The 16,395-nt window shown below is 56.3% G+C and carries 10 protein-coding genes; 7 read left to right on the top strand and 3 right to left on the bottom strand.

All coding sequences use genetic code 11. From position 1 onward, the window contains the following. Positions 1–19: 19 nt before the first annotated feature. Positions 20–2,866, bottom strand: coding sequence for a two-component system sensor histidine kinase RcsC (rcsC, locus tag C0560_RS14020; protein ID WP_248858792.1), 2,847 nt, complete (start codon positions 2,864–2,866; stop codon positions 20–22). 131 nt (positions 2,867–2,997) lie between these two features. Further along, the gene (gene gyrA / locus C0560_RS14025; RefSeq protein WP_102104891.1) at positions 2,998–5,634 is read right to left on the bottom strand and encodes a DNA topoisomerase (ATP-hydrolyzing) subunit A; all 2,637 of its coding nucleotides are present in this window, start codon (positions 5,632–5,634) and stop codon (positions 2,998–3,000) included. Between the two features lie 146 nt (positions 5,635–5,780). On the opposite strand from gyrA, the gene ubiG reads away from it, so the two are divergent. The 4 genes from ubiG to yfaE all read left to right on the top strand — a co-directional run bounded on the left by ubiG (position 5,781) and on the right by yfaE (position 10,655). Continuing rightward, positions 5,781–6,509, top strand: coding sequence for a bifunctional 2-polyprenyl-6-hydroxyphenol methylase/3-demethylubiquinol 3-O-methyltransferase UbiG (ubiG, locus tag C0560_RS14030; RefSeq protein WP_100779475.1), 729 nt, complete (start codon positions 5,781–5,783; stop codon positions 6,507–6,509). A gap of 357 nt (positions 6,510–6,866) precedes the next feature. Further along, positions 6,867–9,152, top strand: coding sequence for a class 1a ribonucleoside-diphosphate reductase subunit alpha (nrdA, locus tag C0560_RS14035; protein ID WP_100779474.1), 2,286 nt, complete (start codon positions 6,867–6,869; stop codon positions 9,150–9,152). A 118-nt stretch (positions 9,153–9,270) separates the two neighbouring features. After that, complete coding sequence (nrdB, locus tag C0560_RS14040) at positions 9,271–10,401, top strand: class Ia ribonucleoside-diphosphate reductase subunit beta (RefSeq protein ID WP_100779473.1); 1,131 nt, start codon at positions 9,271–9,273, stop codon at positions 10,399–10,401. Further along, a complete protein-coding gene (gene yfaE, locus C0560_RS14045) occupies positions 10,401–10,655 on the top strand; it encodes a class I ribonucleotide reductase maintenance protein YfaE (RefSeq protein ID WP_015959801.1) in 255 nt (84 codons plus the stop codon). The genes nrdB and yfaE overlap by 1 nt, the downstream gene beginning before the upstream one ends. Positions 10,656–10,695: 40 nt before the next feature. Here yfaE and glpT read toward each other — a convergent pair whose 3' ends face one another. Continuing rightward, positions 10,696–12,048 carry a glycerol-3-phosphate transporter gene (glpT, locus tag C0560_RS14050; protein ID WP_100779472.1) on the bottom strand — a complete coding sequence of 451 codons (1,353 nt, stop codon included), beginning with the start codon at positions 12,046–12,048 and terminating at the stop codon, positions 10,696–10,698. 256 nt (positions 12,049–12,304) lie between these two features. Between glpT and glpA the strand changes: the two genes are divergently transcribed. From glpA to glpC, 3 genes are read left to right on the top strand one after another with little or no spacing between them, the layout of a single operon-like run. Further along, positions 12,305–13,933 carry an anaerobic glycerol-3-phosphate dehydrogenase subunit A gene (gene glpA / locus C0560_RS14055; protein WP_248858795.1) on the top strand — a complete coding sequence of 543 codons (1,629 nt, stop codon included), beginning with the start codon at positions 12,305–12,307 and terminating at the stop codon, positions 13,931–13,933. Beyond that, entirely contained in the window at positions 13,923–15,182 is a 1,260-nt protein-coding gene (gene glpB / locus C0560_RS14060; protein WP_248858796.1) for a glycerol-3-phosphate dehydrogenase subunit GlpB, read from the top strand. The genes glpA and glpB overlap by 11 nt, the downstream gene beginning before the upstream one ends. Next, entirely contained in the window at positions 15,179–16,369 is a 1,191-nt protein-coding gene (gene glpC, locus C0560_RS14065) for an anaerobic glycerol-3-phosphate dehydrogenase subunit GlpC (RefSeq protein ID WP_248858798.1), read from the top strand. The genes glpB and glpC overlap by 4 nt, the downstream gene beginning before the upstream one ends. Positions 16,370–16,395: the final 26 nt, after the last annotated feature.

Raw genomic sequence — 16,395 nt, forward strand, 5'->3', positions numbered from 1 at the left:
TCGCGCTTGCCGGTTTTTTTTACGCCCTGTTTTTGCGCACGCGATCCGCGTAGACCGTCAGGGTCTGCTTGATCACATCTAGCGTCACCGGTTTCGACAGACAACTGTCCATTCCCGACTCCAGGCAGCGCTGCTTCTCTTCCGCCAGCGCATTCGCCGTCACGCCAATCACCGGCAGAGTCAGCCCCTGCTCGCGGATACGCTGCGTCAGGCGATAGCCATCCATGTTCGGCATGTTGACGTCGCTAAGCACAATATCAATATGATTTTTGCTGAGCACGTTAAGCGCATCGACGCCGTCATTGGCCGTCAGGCATTGATATCCCAGCGATCCGAGCTGATCGGCCAACAGACGCCGGTTAATCGGATGATCGTCGACCACCAGAATCATCATATCGTCATTCATTGCGACGGAAGAGTCCGGCGACGGCAGCGCTCTCACGCCGTCGCGCTCATCCACTTCAACGCGATAGATATGCGCCAGCAAATGCATCAGCTCATGCGGCGTGGCGACGCTGTGCGTCCACTCTCCCGGCACACGCTCCTGCGGAATACCAATATGACGACGACAGAAGATAATCGCGGCTCTGCCTTTCCAGGACGGGTCCAGCTCCACGTCCGTAATCAGCGTGTCGTCGGCATCGGCGGTTTGCCCCTCGTAGCGCATCACGTTAAGGCCACGGTTAGTCAGCATCGACTCGAGGAAGGTATAGAGCGAGGCGTTATGCACCGCCAGCCAGATTGTTTTACCGCTCAGCCCATCCGCCGGGGCTTTCACCGGATACTTCGCCGAATAGAGCGGAATACGAATCGTAAACTGGCTGCCCATACCCGGTTCGGTATCCACCGAGATATCGCCGTCCATCATGCTGATCAGCTGCTCGCAAATCGCAAGCCCAAGGCCTGTACCCTGGAAGTTACGCTGTACGCCGGTTCCCACCTGGAAGAACGGGTCAAACAGTTTAACCACCTCTTTGGCCGGGATCCCGGTCCCCGTGTCGCGAACGCGGATACTCAAATAATCCCCGGCGCGGGAAACATGCAGGACGATACAGCCGATGTCGGTAAACTTGATCGCATTGCTCAGCAGGTTGGAAATCACCTGCTGCAGGCGCATCGGGTCGCCCTGCAATGTCACCGGCACATCCGGCTCGATAAAGCAGTAAAGTCCCAGCTGTTTGCGCACCACCAGCGGCATATAGTTGGCGCTGATATGGTTCATCACCTCACGCGGCGAAAACTCGCTCGGCTCGATTTTCAGCTGCTCAGACTCAATTTTGGAGAAGTCGAGAATGTCGCTGATAATTTTCAGCAGCAGGCTCGATGAGTTGTTCATCGCCGTCACCAGACGATCGACGCCCTTCGGCAGCTCTTTGGTTTGCAGCAGATCGAGGTTACCGATAATGCCGTACAGCGGCGTGCGCAGCTCATGGCTGACGGTGGCGAGGAACATGGATTTCGACTGGCTGGCCTGTTCTGCCGCCTGCGCCATCTCCTGCAAGGACTCTTCCATTTTCACGCGCGAGGAGACATCCACCAGCACGCAAATCGCCACGTTTTCGTTGCGATAGCGCGAGTGAACAAAACTGATCTGCAGGTTCGTATGGTTGCTGGTGAGCACATCGACAAAATTGACCTGCTGCCCGCAGATGATTTGCGTCAGCCGCTGCCGGTCTTCGTGCGTCAGCATGTTCAGATAGTTATGCGCCAGCTCATTACTGAGGATATTCGTTCCGTCCTGGGTGCGCAGAATACAGATGCCGACGGGCGCCGAAGCGACGATTTTGCGGTTGAACTGCTCGTGCTCTTCCAGCCGCTGGGCGTCGCTCTCTGCCGGAATGAAAATCTTGCGCTCATACATCCGCGCCAGCGTAAACAGCGCAATGCCTACCAGCACGTTCAGCAGGATTGCGTTGAGGATCAGCATCCGGATGCGTTCCAGCACCATATCGACCGGCACGGAGTAGACAATACTCAGTGAAGACGGCGGCAGGCTTTTCTTCAGCACCAGGTCGCGGAACCCCGAGGTATAACCAAACCAGGAACGCTCCTGCATCCAGCGCGGATCGACTTTTAAACGATCCTCAGGACCGGTGAGTGAAATCAGCTTATGGCCATTTTCATCGAGAATGGTCACGCCCATCGGCAGGCTGCCTGGCGTGAAGAAGTTCTCCATGCGAATCGTCTGCTCGGTGCCCAGCAGCGCCTGCAGGCGGTTAGCCAGATAGACAGGCGTCAGGCCATAGAAATAGCCCACGCCAGGACGCGGACCCTGGCTAATCCAGAAAATATTGTTGCCGCGCTCATCCTGAGGGGCGTTATGGTATTTGAGAATACGTTCATGCAGTTTTTTCAGCGCATCCTCGCGCTCGACGGGCATATCTCGCAGGCCGAAATCGGCCATACAGAGGTTTTCGCTGCCGATGAGGAACACGCGGTTAAGATCGTAGGCCGCAGAGAAATTATCGCGCCAGTAGCGCATAAACCAGGCCAGTGATTCGAGGGAGCCTCGCCAGGAGTTGCCCATCGCCGAGCAGTCGGAATCCGGGAACAACGGCTCGAAATCCGGGACTTCCGATTTCTCGTCGCGCCCACGGGACGCCATAATCCCGTTTTCCGCCGTCAGACGGTTCTCCGCAATGTACTTCAGCTCTTTCATCACGTCGGACGTGCGCTGGATATAGCGCTGGGCCTGATCGGAGCTTAGATTGAACTCCTGACGGATCTCGGACTCCTTTTGGTGCAGCGTGTTGACGATGTAAAACACCGAAAACAGCGCGACCAGTAACCAGAGCAATAACGCCAGCGCCCGGAATAAATAGCGAGAGACTTTAAGCGTGGTACGAAAGGAGACGAGGTATTTCAAGGGGGCGAAGCTCCGCCATCAGGGTCAAAAAGAATGTGGTTAAGGTAGCGGTAAACGCCGCTTGCCGCAATGTTCGCTTGTCTGCAAAAAAGAAAGGGCCGGAATCCGGCCCTTTTTTCTGTCAGGAGACATTACTCTTCGGCATCATCTGCCGCATCGTCGTCGGTGTCAGCTTCCGGCGCGATTTCGTCATCGCCTTCTGCCACACTTCCGTCGATGGAATCGAGCTCTTCGTCATCCACCGGTTCTGCAACACGCTGCAGGCCGACCACGTTTTCGTCTTCCGCAGTACGGATGAGGATCACGCCCTGGGTGTTACGACCCACAACGCTAATCTCAGACACGCGGGTACGAACCAGGGTGCCTGCGTCGGTGATCATCATGATCTGATCGCAGTCATCAACCTGTACCGCGCCGACAACGGAGCCGTTACGTTCGGTGACTTTAATGGAGATAACGCCCTGCGTACCGCGAGACTTGGTTGGGTATTCCCCTTCGGCCGTACGTTTACCGTAACCATTCTGCGTCACGGTCAGGATTGCCCCTTCGCCACGTGGAATAATCAGGGAAACAACGCTGTCTTCGCCTGCCAGTCGGATACCACGAACACCGGTCGCAGTACGACCCATCGCGCGCACGGCGCTCTCTTTGAAGCGCACCACTTTACCGGCGGCAGAGAACAGCATGACATCGTCAGTACCGGAGGTCAGATCCACGCCGATCAGTTCGTCGCCTTCGTTCAGGTTGACGGCAATAATGCCGGCAGAACGCGGACGGCTGAACTCTTTCAGCGCGGTTTTCTTCACGGTCCCGCTGGCGGTCGCCATAAAGACGTTTACGCCTTCTGCGTACTCGCGGACCGGCAGAATCGCAGTGATGCGTTCGTTCGGCTCCAGCGGCAGCAGGTTGACGATTGGACGACCACGCGCCCCACGGCTCGCTTCCGGCAGCTGATAGACCTTCATCCAGTACAGACGGCCACGGCTGGAGAAGCAGAGGATCGTATCGTGGGTGTTGGCCACCAGCAGGCGGTCGATAAAGTCTTCTTCTTTAATACGTGCAGCTGATTTGCCTTTACCACCACGACGTTGTGCTTCGTAGTCGGTCAGCGGCTGATACTTCACGTAGCCCTGGTGAGACAGGGTCACAACCACATCTTCCTGGTTGATCAGATCTTCGATGTTGATATCCGCGCTGTTGGCGGTGATCTCAGTGCGACGCTCATCACCAAACTGATCGCGGACCAGTTCCAGCTCTTCACGAATCACTTCCATCAGACGATCTGCGCTACCGAGGATATGCAGCAGTTCAGCAATCTGCTCCAGCAGCTCTTTGTACTCGTCGAGCAGTTTTTCATGCTCAAGGCCAGTCAGTTTCTGCAGACGCAGATCCAGAATCGCCTGTGCCTGCTGTTCGGTCAGATAGTACTGACCGTCACGCACGCCGAACTCCGGCTCCAGCCACTCAGGGCGCGCAGCATCATCGCCAGCGCGTTCCAGCATGGCCGCGACGTTACCCAGCTCCCACGGACGGGCAACCAGGCCCGCTTTCGCTTCGGCAGGCGTTGGCGCACGACGGATCAGTTCGATGATCGGGTCGATGTTCGCCAGCGCAACAGCCAGCGCTTCGAGGATGTGCGCACGATCGCGTGCTTTACGCAGTTCGAAAATAGTACGGCGAGTCACCACTTCACGGCGGTGACGCACGAACGCGCTCAGAATCTCTTTCAGGTTCATGATCTTCGGCTGACCATGGTGCAGTGCCACCATGTTGATACCGAAGGAAACCTGGAGCTGCGTCTGGGAGTAAAGGTTGTTAAGAACAACTTCACCCACCGCGTCGCGTTTGATTTCAATCACGATGCGCATACCGTCTTTATCAGACTCGTCACGCAGCGCGCTGATACCTTCAACGCGTTTATCTTTTACCAGTTCCGCGATTTTCTCGATCAGGCGCGCTTTGTTCACCTGGTACGGAATTTCGTGGACGATAATGGTTTCGCGACCCGTCTTCGCGTCAGCTTCCACTTCCGCGCGGGCACGAATATAAATTTTGCCACGACCGGTACGGTACGCTTCTTCGATACCGCGACGACCATTGATAATGGCGGCAGTCGGGAAGTCCGGGCCAGGGATGTGTTCCATCAGCCCTTCAATGCTGATCTCTTCATCGTCAATAAAGGCCAGGCAGCCGTTGATCACTTCCGTGATGTTGTGCGGCGGAATGTTAGTGGCCATACCGACGGCGATACCGGAAGAACCGTTCACCAAGAGGTTCGGGATCTTGGTCGGCATCACGTCTGGGATGCGCTCGGTACCGTCGTAGTTATCGACGAAATCTACCGTCTCTTTTTCCAGGTCGGCCATCAGCTCATGGGCGATTTTCGACATACGGATTTCCGTATAACGCATCGCCGCCGCGGAGTCGCCATCGACAGAACCAAAGTTACCCTGGCCATCTACCAGCATGTAACGCAAGGAGAATGGCTGCGCCATACGCACGATAGTGTCATAAACGGCGGTATCACCATGAGGGTGGTATTTACCGATTACGTCACCAACGACACGGGCAGATTTTTTGTAGGCTTTATTCCAGTCATTGCCCAATACGTTCATGGCGTAAAGTACGCGACGGTGTACCGGCTTCAGGCCATCTCGGACGTCTGGCAGCGCACGGCCAACAATGACCGACATCGCATAGTCCAGATAGGAGCTCTTAAGCTCTTCCTCGATGTTAACCGGTGTAATTTCTCTCGCAAGGTCGCTCATCTAACCGCTATCCCTCTACTGTGTCCCGGATTCAAAGGTCGCAAATTATAACACAACCGCTATGAGACAGGTAAACCTGTATGCTTTATTCGCGGGGAGAGCCTGATATACTCGATCCTCTTGCGAAATAAGGAGTAAAAGCGCCCATGAATGCCGAAAAATCCCCGGTAGCTCACAACGTCGACCACGAAGAGATCGCCAAATTTGAAGCGGTGGCATCCCGCTGGTGGGATCTCGAAGGTGAGTTCAAACCTCTGCACCGTATTAACCCGCTGCGTCTGGGCTATATTGCGGAGCGTTCCGGCGGTCTGTTCGGTAAAAACGTGCTCGATGTCGGCTGCGGCGGCGGCATTCTAGCAGAGAGCATGGCGCGCGAAGGGGCCACGGTCACCGGGCTGGATATGGGCTTTGAGCCGTTACAGGTCGCGCGTCTGCATGCGTTAGAAACCGGTATTCAGGTGGATTACGTGCAGGAGACGGTCGAAGAGCACGCGGCGAAGCACGCCCATCAGTATGACGTGGTCACCTGCATGGAAATGTTAGAGCACGTTCCTGACCCGCAGTCGGTGGTCAAGGCCTGCGCTGCGCTTGTCAAACCCGGTGGACAGGTTTTCTTCTCGACCATCAACCGTAACGGCAAGGCGTGGCTGATGGCGGTCGTAGGGGCAGAATATGTCCTGCGCATGGTGCCAAAAGGCACCCATGACGTGAAGAAATTTATCAAACCGGCTGAATTATTAGGCTGGGTCGACGGTACCTGGCTTAAAGAGCAGCACATCACCGGTCTGCACTACAATCCGTTAACGGACAAATTCAAACTCGCGCCGGGTGTAGATGTTAACTATATGTTGCACACAACCGCAAAAAACGACTAACGTCATAAACTATTCTTATAAAGATTGCGCGGCGTCATGTTGCGCAATTTTGACCTCTCGTTGAAGAAATCAGCACTCGATCAAATTTTGAATTTTTTTTCTTAATTATTGACATGTCGTCCAGGCCTTACAGCACGAGGACTTAGGCTTTTTTACCCTTTCACAACCTCAATTTAACCTCAAAATCAACCCTTGTACTGAAATGATTCGATACTAGAATACTCACCATATAGCGTTCTTTTAATCGCAAAACCCCTACATGTAGTATTTATCCACAGAGTTAGTCACAAGACCATTCTGTGGATAAGCGGGGGATATTTCTATTTCACGGTAATTCACGGACAGGTAAAAACCCACATGAATCAGAGTCTGCTGGTGACAAAGCGCGACGGTACCACTGAGCGTATCAATCTCGACAAAATCCATCGAGTTCTCGACTGGGCAGCAGAAGGACTGAATAACGTATCTATCTCCCAGGTTGAGCTGCGTTCTCACATTCAGTTCTACGACGGCATCAAAACCTCTGACATCCACGAGACCATCATCAAGGCGGCGGCCGATCTCATCTCCCGCGAAGCGCCTGATTATCAGTATCTCGCAGCACGTCTTGCCATTTTCCATCTGCGTAAAAAAGCCTACGGCCAGTTTGAGCCGCCAGCGCTGTATGATCACGTGGTCAAAATGGTTGAGCTGGGCAAATACGACACGCATCTGCTGGAAGACTATACGGAAGAAGAGTTCGAGCAGATGAACGGGTTTATCGATCACTGGCGTGACATGAACTTCTCCTACGCCGCGGTCAAACAGCTCGAAGGTAAATACCTGGTTCAGAACCGCGTAACGGGTGAAATCTACGAAAGCGCGCAGTTCCTGTACATTCTGGTCGCCGCATGCCTGTTCTCCGGCTATCCGCGTGAAACCCGCCTGAGCTATGTGAAGCGTTTCTATGATGCGGTTTCTACCTTTAAAATTTCTCTGCCTACGCCGATCATGTCTGGCGTGCGCACCCCAACTCGCCAGTTCAGCTCTTGCGTTCTGATCGAGTGCGGCGACAGCCTGGATTCCATCAACGCCACCTCCAGCGCCATTGTGAAATACGTCTCCCAGCGTGCCGGTATCGGTATCAACGCGGGCCGTATTCGTGCCCTGGGTAGCCCAATTCGCGGCGGTGAAGCGTTCCATACTGGCTGTATCCCGTTCTACAAACACTTCCAGACCGCAGTGAAATCCTGCTCTCAGGGCGGCGTTCGCGGCGGTGCAGCCACGCTGTTCTACCCAATGTGGCATCTCGAAGTGGAAAGCCTGCTGGTTCTGAAAAACAACCGTGGCGTTGAAGGCAACCGCGTTCGTCACATGGACTACGGCGTTCAGATCAACAAACTGATGTATACCCGCCTGCTGAAAGGCCAGGACATCACCCTGTTCAGCCCGTCCGACGTCCCAGGCCTGTACGATGCGTTCTTCGCCGATCAGGATGAGTTCGAGCGTCTGTACACCCAGTACGAAAACGACGACAGCATCCGCAAACAGCGCGTCAAAGCGGTGGACCTGTTCTCTCTGATGATGCAGGAACGTGCCTCAACTGGCCGTATCTACATTCAGAACGTGGACCACTGCAACACCCACAGCCCGTTTGATCCAGCCATCGCGCCAGTCCGCCAGTCTAACCTGTGCCTGGAGATCGCCCTGCCAACCAAGCCGCTGTACGACGTTAACGACGAAAACGGTGAAATCGCGCTCTGTACTCTGTCTGCATTCAACCTGGGCGCAATCAAGAGCCTGTCCGAGCTGGAAGAGCTGGCTGTGCTGGCGGTTCGCGCGCTGGATGCCCTGCTGGATTATCAGGACTACCCAATCCCTGCGGCAAAACGCGGTGCCATGGGCCGTCGTACGCTGGGTATTGGCGTGATCAACTTTGCCTACTGGCTGGCGAAAAACGGTAAGCGTTACTCCGACGGCAGCGCCAATAACCTGACGCATGAAACTTTCGAAGCCATTCAGTATTACCTGATGAAAGCCTCGAACGAGCTGGCGAAAGAGCAAGGCGCGTGCCCGTGGTTCAATGAAACCACCTATGCGAAAGGCATTCTGCCGATCGATACCTACAAGAAAGATCTAGACGGTATCGTCAGCGAGCCGCTGCATCTCGACTGGGAAGGTCTGCGTGAATCGATCAAAACGCACGGTCTGCGTAACTCCACCCTTTCTGCGCTGATGCCGTCCGAGACCTCCTCGCAGATCTCCAACGCCACCAACGGCATTGAGCCGCCGCGCGGCCACGTGAGCATCAAAGCCTCGAAAGATGGCGTGCTGCGTCAGGTCGTGCCGGATTACGAAACGCTGGGGAATAACTACGAACTGCTGTGGGAAATGCCGAATAACGACGGTTACCTGCAGCTGGTGGGCATCATGCAGAAGTTTATCGACCAGTCGATCTCTGCGAATACCAACTACGATCCGACGCGCTTCCCGTCAGGAAAAGTGCCGATGCAACAGTTGCTCAAAGATCTGCTGACCGCCTACAAATTTGGCGTGAAAACCCTGTACTATCACAACACCCGTGACGGTGCAGAAGATGCGCAGGATGATATGGCGCCTTCAATCCAGGACGATGGCTGCGAAAGCGGCGCATGTAAGATCTAGTTTTGCCTTTTGCCGGATGGCGGCGTAAACGCCGTATCCGGCCTACATAATTTCGAGGTGTTGTAGGCCGGATACGCAAAGCGATGTCCGGCATTACACTCCTACAGGACTCACTTCAATGGCATATACCACCTTTTCACAGACGAAAAACGACCAGCTCAAAGAGCCCATGTTCTTCGGACAATCGGTCAACGTGGCACGCTACGATCAGCAAAAATATGACATCTTCGAAAAGCTGATCGAAAAGCAACTCTCCTTCTTCTGGCGTCCGGAAGAAGTGGATGTTTCACGCGATCGTATCGACTTTCAGGCACTGCCTGACCATGAAAAGCACATTTTCCTCAGCAACCTGAAGTATCAGACGCTGCTGGATTCCATTCAGGGTCGTAGCCCGAACGTGGCGTTGCTGCCGCTGATCTCTATTCCTGAACTGGAAACCTGGGTCGAAACCTGGGCGTTCTCCGAGACGATCCACTCGCGCTCCTACACCCACATCATCCGTAACATCGTGAACGATCCGGCGGTGGTGTTTGACGATATCGTTACCAACGAGCAGATCCAGAAACGCGCAGAGGGCATCGCCCACTACTACGACGAGCTGATCGAGATGACCAGCTACTGGCATCTGCTGGGCGAAGGCACCCACAACGTCAACGGTAAAACCGTGACCGTGAATCTGCGCGCCCTGAAAAAACAGCTGTACCTGTGTCTGATGAGCGTCAACGCGCTGGAAGCGATTCGCTTCTATGTCAGCTTTGCCTGCTCATTTGCCTTCGCCGAGCGCAAGCTGATGGAAGGTAACGCGAAAATTATCCGTCTGATCGCTCGCGACGAAGCCCTGCACCTGACCGGCACTCAGCACATGCTGAATCTGCTGCGCAGCGGCGTGGACGATCCGGAAATGGCAGAGATTGCCGAAGAGTGCAAACAGGAGTGCTACGACCTGTTCGTGCTGGCCGCTCAGCAGGAAAAAGAGTGGGCAGATTACCTGTTCCGCGACGGTTCCATGATCGGTCTGAACAAAGACATTCTGTGTCAGTACGTGGAGTACATCACCAACATCCGCATGCAGGCGGTGGGCCTTGAGCTGCCGTTTAAAACGCGCTCTAACCCGATTCCGTGGATCAACACCTGGCTGGTGTCCGACAACGTCCAGGTTGCGCCGCAGGAAGTGGAAGTGAGTTCTTACCTGGTCGGTCAGATTGATTCCGAAGTCAATACTGACGACCTGAGCGATTTCCAGCTCTGATGAGCCGCGTCACGCTAAGCCTTTCCGGCACAGAAGTTCTGTGCCGCGAAGAGCACCCTTCTCTGCTGGTCGCGCTTGAGTCGCATCAGGTGGAAGTCGAATACCAGTGCCGCGCCGGTTACTGCGGCTCCTGCCGCTGTCGTTTAGTGGCAGGCCAGGTCGACTGGCTCACCGAGCCGCTGGCGTTCATCAATGAAGGGGAAATTTTGCCCTGCTGTTGCCGGGCAAAAGGCGATATCGAAATCGAGATGTAATGCCTGCACGCACTAAATGCCCGCTTTCGCGGGCATTTTTTTATCCGCGTTTCTGCATCATCTCCGCGTGATGACGTTTTTCACCGAACATCACCACAATCAGCAGCAATACTGCCATTATGCTGCCGCCAATCATCACCATAAAGCCACCGTCCCAGCCGAAGAAATCGACCGTGTAACCGACGATAGCGCTGGCGGCGACCGATCCACCGAGATAACCAAACAGACCGGTAAAGCCTGCGGCGGTCCCTGCCGCTTTCTTCGGCGCCAGTTCAAGGGCATGCAGGCCGATCAGCATTACCGGGCCATAAATCAGGAAGCCAATCACGATCATACAGGCCATATCCACGCCCGGATTTCCCGGAGGGTTGAGCCAGTAAACGATCGTGGCGATGGTCACCAGCGTCATAAAGAACACGCCCGTTGCACCGCGGTTGCCTTTGAACACTTTATCCGACATCCAGCCGCAAATCAGCGTGCCCGGGATCCCGGCATATTCATATAAGAAATAGGCCCAGGATGATTTATCCAGCGCGAAGTGCTTCACCTCTTTCAGATAGGTTGGCGACCAGTCAAGGATGCCGTATCGCAGCAGATAGACAAAAACGTTCGCCACCGCGATGTACCACAGCAGTTTGTTCGGCAGGACGTATTTCATGAAGATTTGCTTCGCCGTCAGCTCCTCTTCGTGCTGCTCGCTGTAGTCGTCCGGATAGTCGTTTTTATACTCTTCAATTGGCGGCAGGCCGCAGGATTGCGGGGTATCGCGCATCAGCGCAAAAGCAATCATCGCCACCAGAATCGCGCCAAATGCAGGCATGTACAGCGCCGCTTTCCAGTCATTAAACCACGCCATCCCTAGCAGGAACAGCAGTGGCGGAATACCGCCGCCGACGTTATGGGCGCAGTTCCACACCGACACAATCCCGCCGCGCTCTTTCTGCGACCACCAGTGGACCATGGTCCGTCCGCACGGTGGCCACCCCATTCCCTGGAACCAGCCGCAGATAAACAGCAGCACAAACATCACTGCGATGCTGGAGGTCGCCCAGGGCACAAAGCCCATAAACAGCATTACCGCCGCAGCCAGAATCAGGCCTGCCGGTAAGAAGACGCGCGGATTCGAGCGGTCCGAGACCGACCCCATGATGAATTTCGAAAAACCGTAGGCAATTGAAATGCCGGAGAGCGCGAAACCTAAGTCACCGCGCGAAAAACCCTGTTCAACCAGATACGGCATCGCCAGGGCGAAGTTTTTGCGCACCAGATAGTAAGCGGCATAGCCGAAGAAAATTCCGAGGAAGATTTGCCAGCGCAGGCGGCGATAAAGCGGGTCAACTTCTGCCTCTGGCAGACGTGCCCGATGCGGAGCAGGTTTAAAGATACTGAGCATAACAGCCTCCGTGGCCATATTGTTAATTGCCAGGGCTTTTACTGCACCCCAGCTCCAGAGAGGCTGGGGATGTTAAATAATCACGACGATTGTTACTGTGAATCAACGCACGAATTGTTACAGAAATATGACACAGTGCGCAAAAAGGCGCACGGAATCACGTTTCATTTTCGAATTGCGCTCGTTTGTGTTCGAAATCAAACAAACCACATTTTTGATGTGGCTAAATGGTAAAAAACGAACATGAGGGAAGACAATGGCAATCCGCGATCCCCGTTATAGCGATGTGATTATCATTGGCGGCGGCGCAACGGGCGCCGGGATGGCGCGGGACTGCGCCCTGCGAGGCTTAAGCGTTACGCTGCTCGAACGTCACGATATCGCCACCGGCGCCACCGGGCGCAATCACGGCTTATTGCACAGCGGCGCGCGCTACGCCGTGACCGACAACGAATCCGCGCGCGAGTGCATCGCCGAAAACCAGATCCTCAAACGCATCGCCCGCCACTGCATTGAACCCACGGACGGCCTGTTTATCACGCTGCCAGAGGACGATCTGGCGTTTCAGAAAACCTTTATTACCGCCTGCACTAACGCGGGAATCAATGCCGAAGCGATAGATCCTCTGCTTGCCCGGCGCATAGAACCGGCGGTAAACCCGGCCCTGCTGGGCGCAGTGAAAGTGCCCGACGGCACCGTGGACCCCTTCCGCCTGACGGCGGCCAATATGCTCGATGCCCGCGAACACGGCGCGACCATTCTGACCGCGCATGAAGTCACAGGGCTTATCCGTGAAGGCGACAGCGTGCGGGGCGTGCGTGTCTATGATCGCCTGTACGGGGAACACAGCGAGCTGTACGCAGGGGTGGTGGTCAATGCTGCCGGGATCTGGGGCCAGCACATTGCGGAATATGCAGAGCTGTCCGTTCGCATGTTCCCGGCGAAAGGCTCGCTGCTGATCCTCGATCACCGTATCAATAATCACGTCATCAATCGCTGCCGCAAACCGTCCGACGCCGACATCCTGGTGCCGGGCGATACCATCTCCCTGATTGGTACCACCTCCACGCACATTGATTACAACGATATCGACTGTAATCGGGTGACCGCCGAAGAGGTGGATATCCTGCTGCGCGAAGGGGAAAAACTGGCGCCGATCATGGCGCAAACCCGCATTCTGCGCGCCTATGCCGGAGTACGCCCGCTGGTCGCCAGCGACGACGATCCGAGCGGGCGCAACGTCAGCCGTGGCATTGTGTTGCTCGATCACGCCACGCGCGACGGGCTGGAGGGTTTCATTACCATCACCGGCGGCAAACTGATGACCTACCGGCTGATGGCGCAGTGGGCCACCGACGCCGTATGCCGCAAACTCGGCAATACGCAGCCCTGCACCACTGCTGAGCGCCCGTTGCCAGGCTCGCAGGAGCCAACCGAAAAAACGCTGCAAAAAATCATCTCCCTGCCCGCGCCGCTGCGCGGATCGGCCATCTACCGCCACGGCGACCGCACGCCCGCCTGGCTGGGACAGGGCCGCCTCAGCCGCAGCCTGGTGTGCGAATGCGAAGCCGTCACTGCGGGCGAAGTACAGTATGCGGTGGAAAATCTGGCGGTTAACAACCTGCTCGATTTACGTCGCCGTACCCGCGTTGGGATGGGCACCTGTCAGGGCGAGCTGTGCGCCTGCCGCGCGGCGGGCCTGTTACAGCGTTTCAATGTCACCACCTCCGCGCAATCACTGACGCAGCTCAGCGAGTTCCTCAATGAGCGCTGGAAAGGGGTGCAACCTGTCGCCTGGGGCGATGCGCTGCGCGAAAGCGAATTTACCCGCTGGGTCTACCAGGGGCTGTGCGGACTGGAAAAGGAGCAGCACGATGAAATTTGATACGGTGATTATTGGTGGCGGTCTCGCCGGGCTGCTGTGCGGCCTGAAGCTGACGCAAAGCGACCAGCGCTGCGCCATTATCAGTCGCGGTCAAAGCGCGCTGCATTTTTCGTCAGGCTCCCTGGACCTGCTCGGCGCGATGGCCGACGGTTCGCCCGTCCAGAATCCGCTCACGGCGGTGCAAAACCCGGCGGCGTTGCCGCCTGAACACCCTTACCGCCGGGTGGGGGTTGAAAATATTGCCCGCTTCGCGCGAGAAACCGAAAGCCTCCTCGCCGCCTGCGGCGCGCGCTTAAAGGGCAATGCCGGGCAAAATCACGCCCGCGTCACGCCGCTCGGTACCCAGCGCAGCGCCTGGCTCAGTCCGGAAGAGGTGCCGGTCGCCCCCAGCCAGAACCAGCGCGTCTGCGTCATTGGCATCAGCGGATTTCTCGATTTTCAGGCCCATCTTGCCGCTGCGTCACTTCGACACCAGGGGATTCACGCGGACACGGCGGAGATCGAGTTACCGGAGCTGGATGTGCTGCGGGATAACGCCAGCGAGTTTCGCGCGGTGAATATTGCCCGGCTGCTGGACAACGACGTTCACTGGCCGATGATTTTTGACGCCTTACATCCTCTGGCGCAGGGCGTCGATGCCCTGTACATGCCGGCCTGTTTTGGCCTGACGGATAATCGTTTGTGGCGCTGGCTCAGCGATCGCCTCCCCTGCCCGCTCTGGCTACTGCCGACGCTGCCGCCATCTGTGCCAGGAATTCGTCTGCACAATCAGCTTCAGCGGCAGTTTATCGCTCAGGGCGGCGTCTGGATGGCGGGGGATGAAGTCAAAAAAGTGTCGCTTGAAGCGGGTAACGCCCATGCCGTCTGGACGCGAAACCATGAGGATATTCCGCTGCGTGCCCGTTTTGTGGTGCTGGCGAGCGGCAGTTTCTTCAGTAACGGGTTAATCAGCACCCGCGAAGGGATCCGCGAGGCGGTGATGGGGCTGGACGTGCGTCAGAGCGCCTCCCGCGCCGACTGGTATCAGAGCGATTTCTTCACACCCCAGCCGTGGCAGCAGTTCGGCGTCATCACCGATGAGCACCTGCGCCCGCAGCTTTCCGGCGTGGCGATCGACAATCTTTACGCCATTGGCTCGGTGCTGGGCGGTTTTGACCCGATAGCCCAGGGCTGCGGCGGCGGTGTCTGCGCCATCACGGCGCTGGCCGTTGCCGAACAGATTTGCCAGCGAGCGGGAGAACAACCATGAACGATACCCGTTTTGAAAGCTGCATCAAATGCACCGTCTGCACCACCGTTTGCCCGGTGAGTAGCGTGAATCCGCGCTACCCGGGGCCGAAACAGGCCGGGCCGGACGGCGAGCGCCTGCGCCTGAAAGATGGCGCACTGTACGACGACGCGCTGAAATACTGCATTAACTGCAAGCGCTGTGAAGTCGCCTGCCCCTCTGATGTCAAAATCGGGGATATTATCCAGCGCGCGCGGGCGCAGTACAGTACGCAAAAACCGACCCTTCGTGATGCCATTTTAAGCCATACGGATCTGATGGGCAGCGTCTCCACGCCGTTCGCCCCGCTGGTGAATGCGGCGACCTCGCTGAAACCGGTGCGAAAGCTCCTCGACGTGGCGCTCAAAATCGATCATCACCGCATTCTGCCCAAATACTCCCACGGGACTTTCCGCCGCTGGTATAAAAGCGTTGCCGAGAGACAGGCGCAGTACACCGACCAGGCCGCGTTCTTCCACGGCTGTTACGTGAACTATAACCACCCGCAGCTGGGCAAAGATCTGGTCAGCGTGTTGAATGCAATGGGCACCGGCGTGCAGTTGCTGAATAAAGAGAAGTGCTGCGGCGTGCCGCTGATTGCCAACGGCTTTACTGAACGAGCGCGTAAACAGGCCCAGCACAACGTGACCTCCCTGCGCGAAGCGATTGTCGACAAAGGGATCCCGGTCCTCGCCACGTCGTCCACCTGCACCTTTACGCTGCGGGATGAATATCCGCATCTGCTGGACGTCGATAACAGCGGTTTGCGCGAGCACATCGAGCTGGCCACCCGTTTTATCTGGCGCAAACTGGATAGCGGGCAGACGCTGCCGTTGAAGAAATTACCGCTGAAAGTGGTGTATCACACACCCTGTCATATGGAAAAAATGGGCTGGGCGATTTATACGCTGGAGCTACTCAGGCTGATTCCGGGGCTGGAACTGACGGTGCTGGATTCGCGCTGCTGCGGGATTGCAGGAACCTACGGCTTTAAAAGCGAAAACTACCCGACGTCGCAGGCCATCGGTGCGCCGCTGTTCCGCCAGATCGAAGAGAGCGGCGCAGACCTGGTGGTGACCGACTGTGAAACCTGCAAATGGCAGATCGAGATGTCCACGAGCCTGTGCTGTGAACATCCAATCTCCCTGCTGGCGAAAGCGCTCAGCTAAGCAGACCGGGGCGTTTTGCCCCGGTT

The sequence above is a fragment of the Lelliottia sp. AC1 genome, from assembly GCF_023278595.1.
GTDB classification, from domain to species: Bacteria; Pseudomonadota; Gammaproteobacteria; order Enterobacterales; family Enterobacteriaceae; genus Enterobacter; species Enterobacter nimipressuralis.

Excerpts from the sequence above, each read along its gene's own strand:
- gyrA (WP_102104891.1), bottom strand. The coding sequence starts at position 5,634 with ATGAGCGACCTTGCGAGAGAAATTACACCGGTTAACATCGAGGAAGAG.
- ubiG (WP_100779475.1), top strand. The coding sequence starts at position 5,781 with ATGAATGCCGAAAAATCCCCGGTAGCTCACAACGTCGACCACGAAGAG.
- nrdA (WP_100779474.1), top strand. The coding sequence starts at position 6,867 with ATGAATCAGAGTCTGCTGGTGACAAAGCGCGACGGTACCACTGAGCGT.
- nrdB (WP_100779473.1), top strand. The coding sequence starts at position 9,271 with ATGGCATATACCACCTTTTCACAGACGAAAAACGACCAGCTCAAAGAG.
- yfaE (WP_015959801.1), top strand. The coding sequence starts at position 10,401 with ATGAGCCGCGTCACGCTAAGCCTTTCCGGCACAGAAGTTCTGTGCCGC.
- glpT (WP_100779472.1), bottom strand. The coding sequence starts at position 12,048 with ATGCTCAGTATCTTTAAACCTGCTCCGCATCGGGCACGTCTGCCAGAG.
- glpA (WP_248858795.1), top strand. The coding sequence starts at position 12,305 with ATGGCAATCCGCGATCCCCGTTATAGCGATGTGATTATCATTGGCGGC.
- glpB (WP_248858796.1), top strand. The coding sequence starts at position 13,923 with ATGAAATTTGATACGGTGATTATTGGTGGCGGTCTCGCCGGGCTGCTG.
- glpC (WP_248858798.1), top strand. The coding sequence starts at position 15,179 with ATGAACGATACCCGTTTTGAAAGCTGCATCAAATGCACCGTCTGCACC.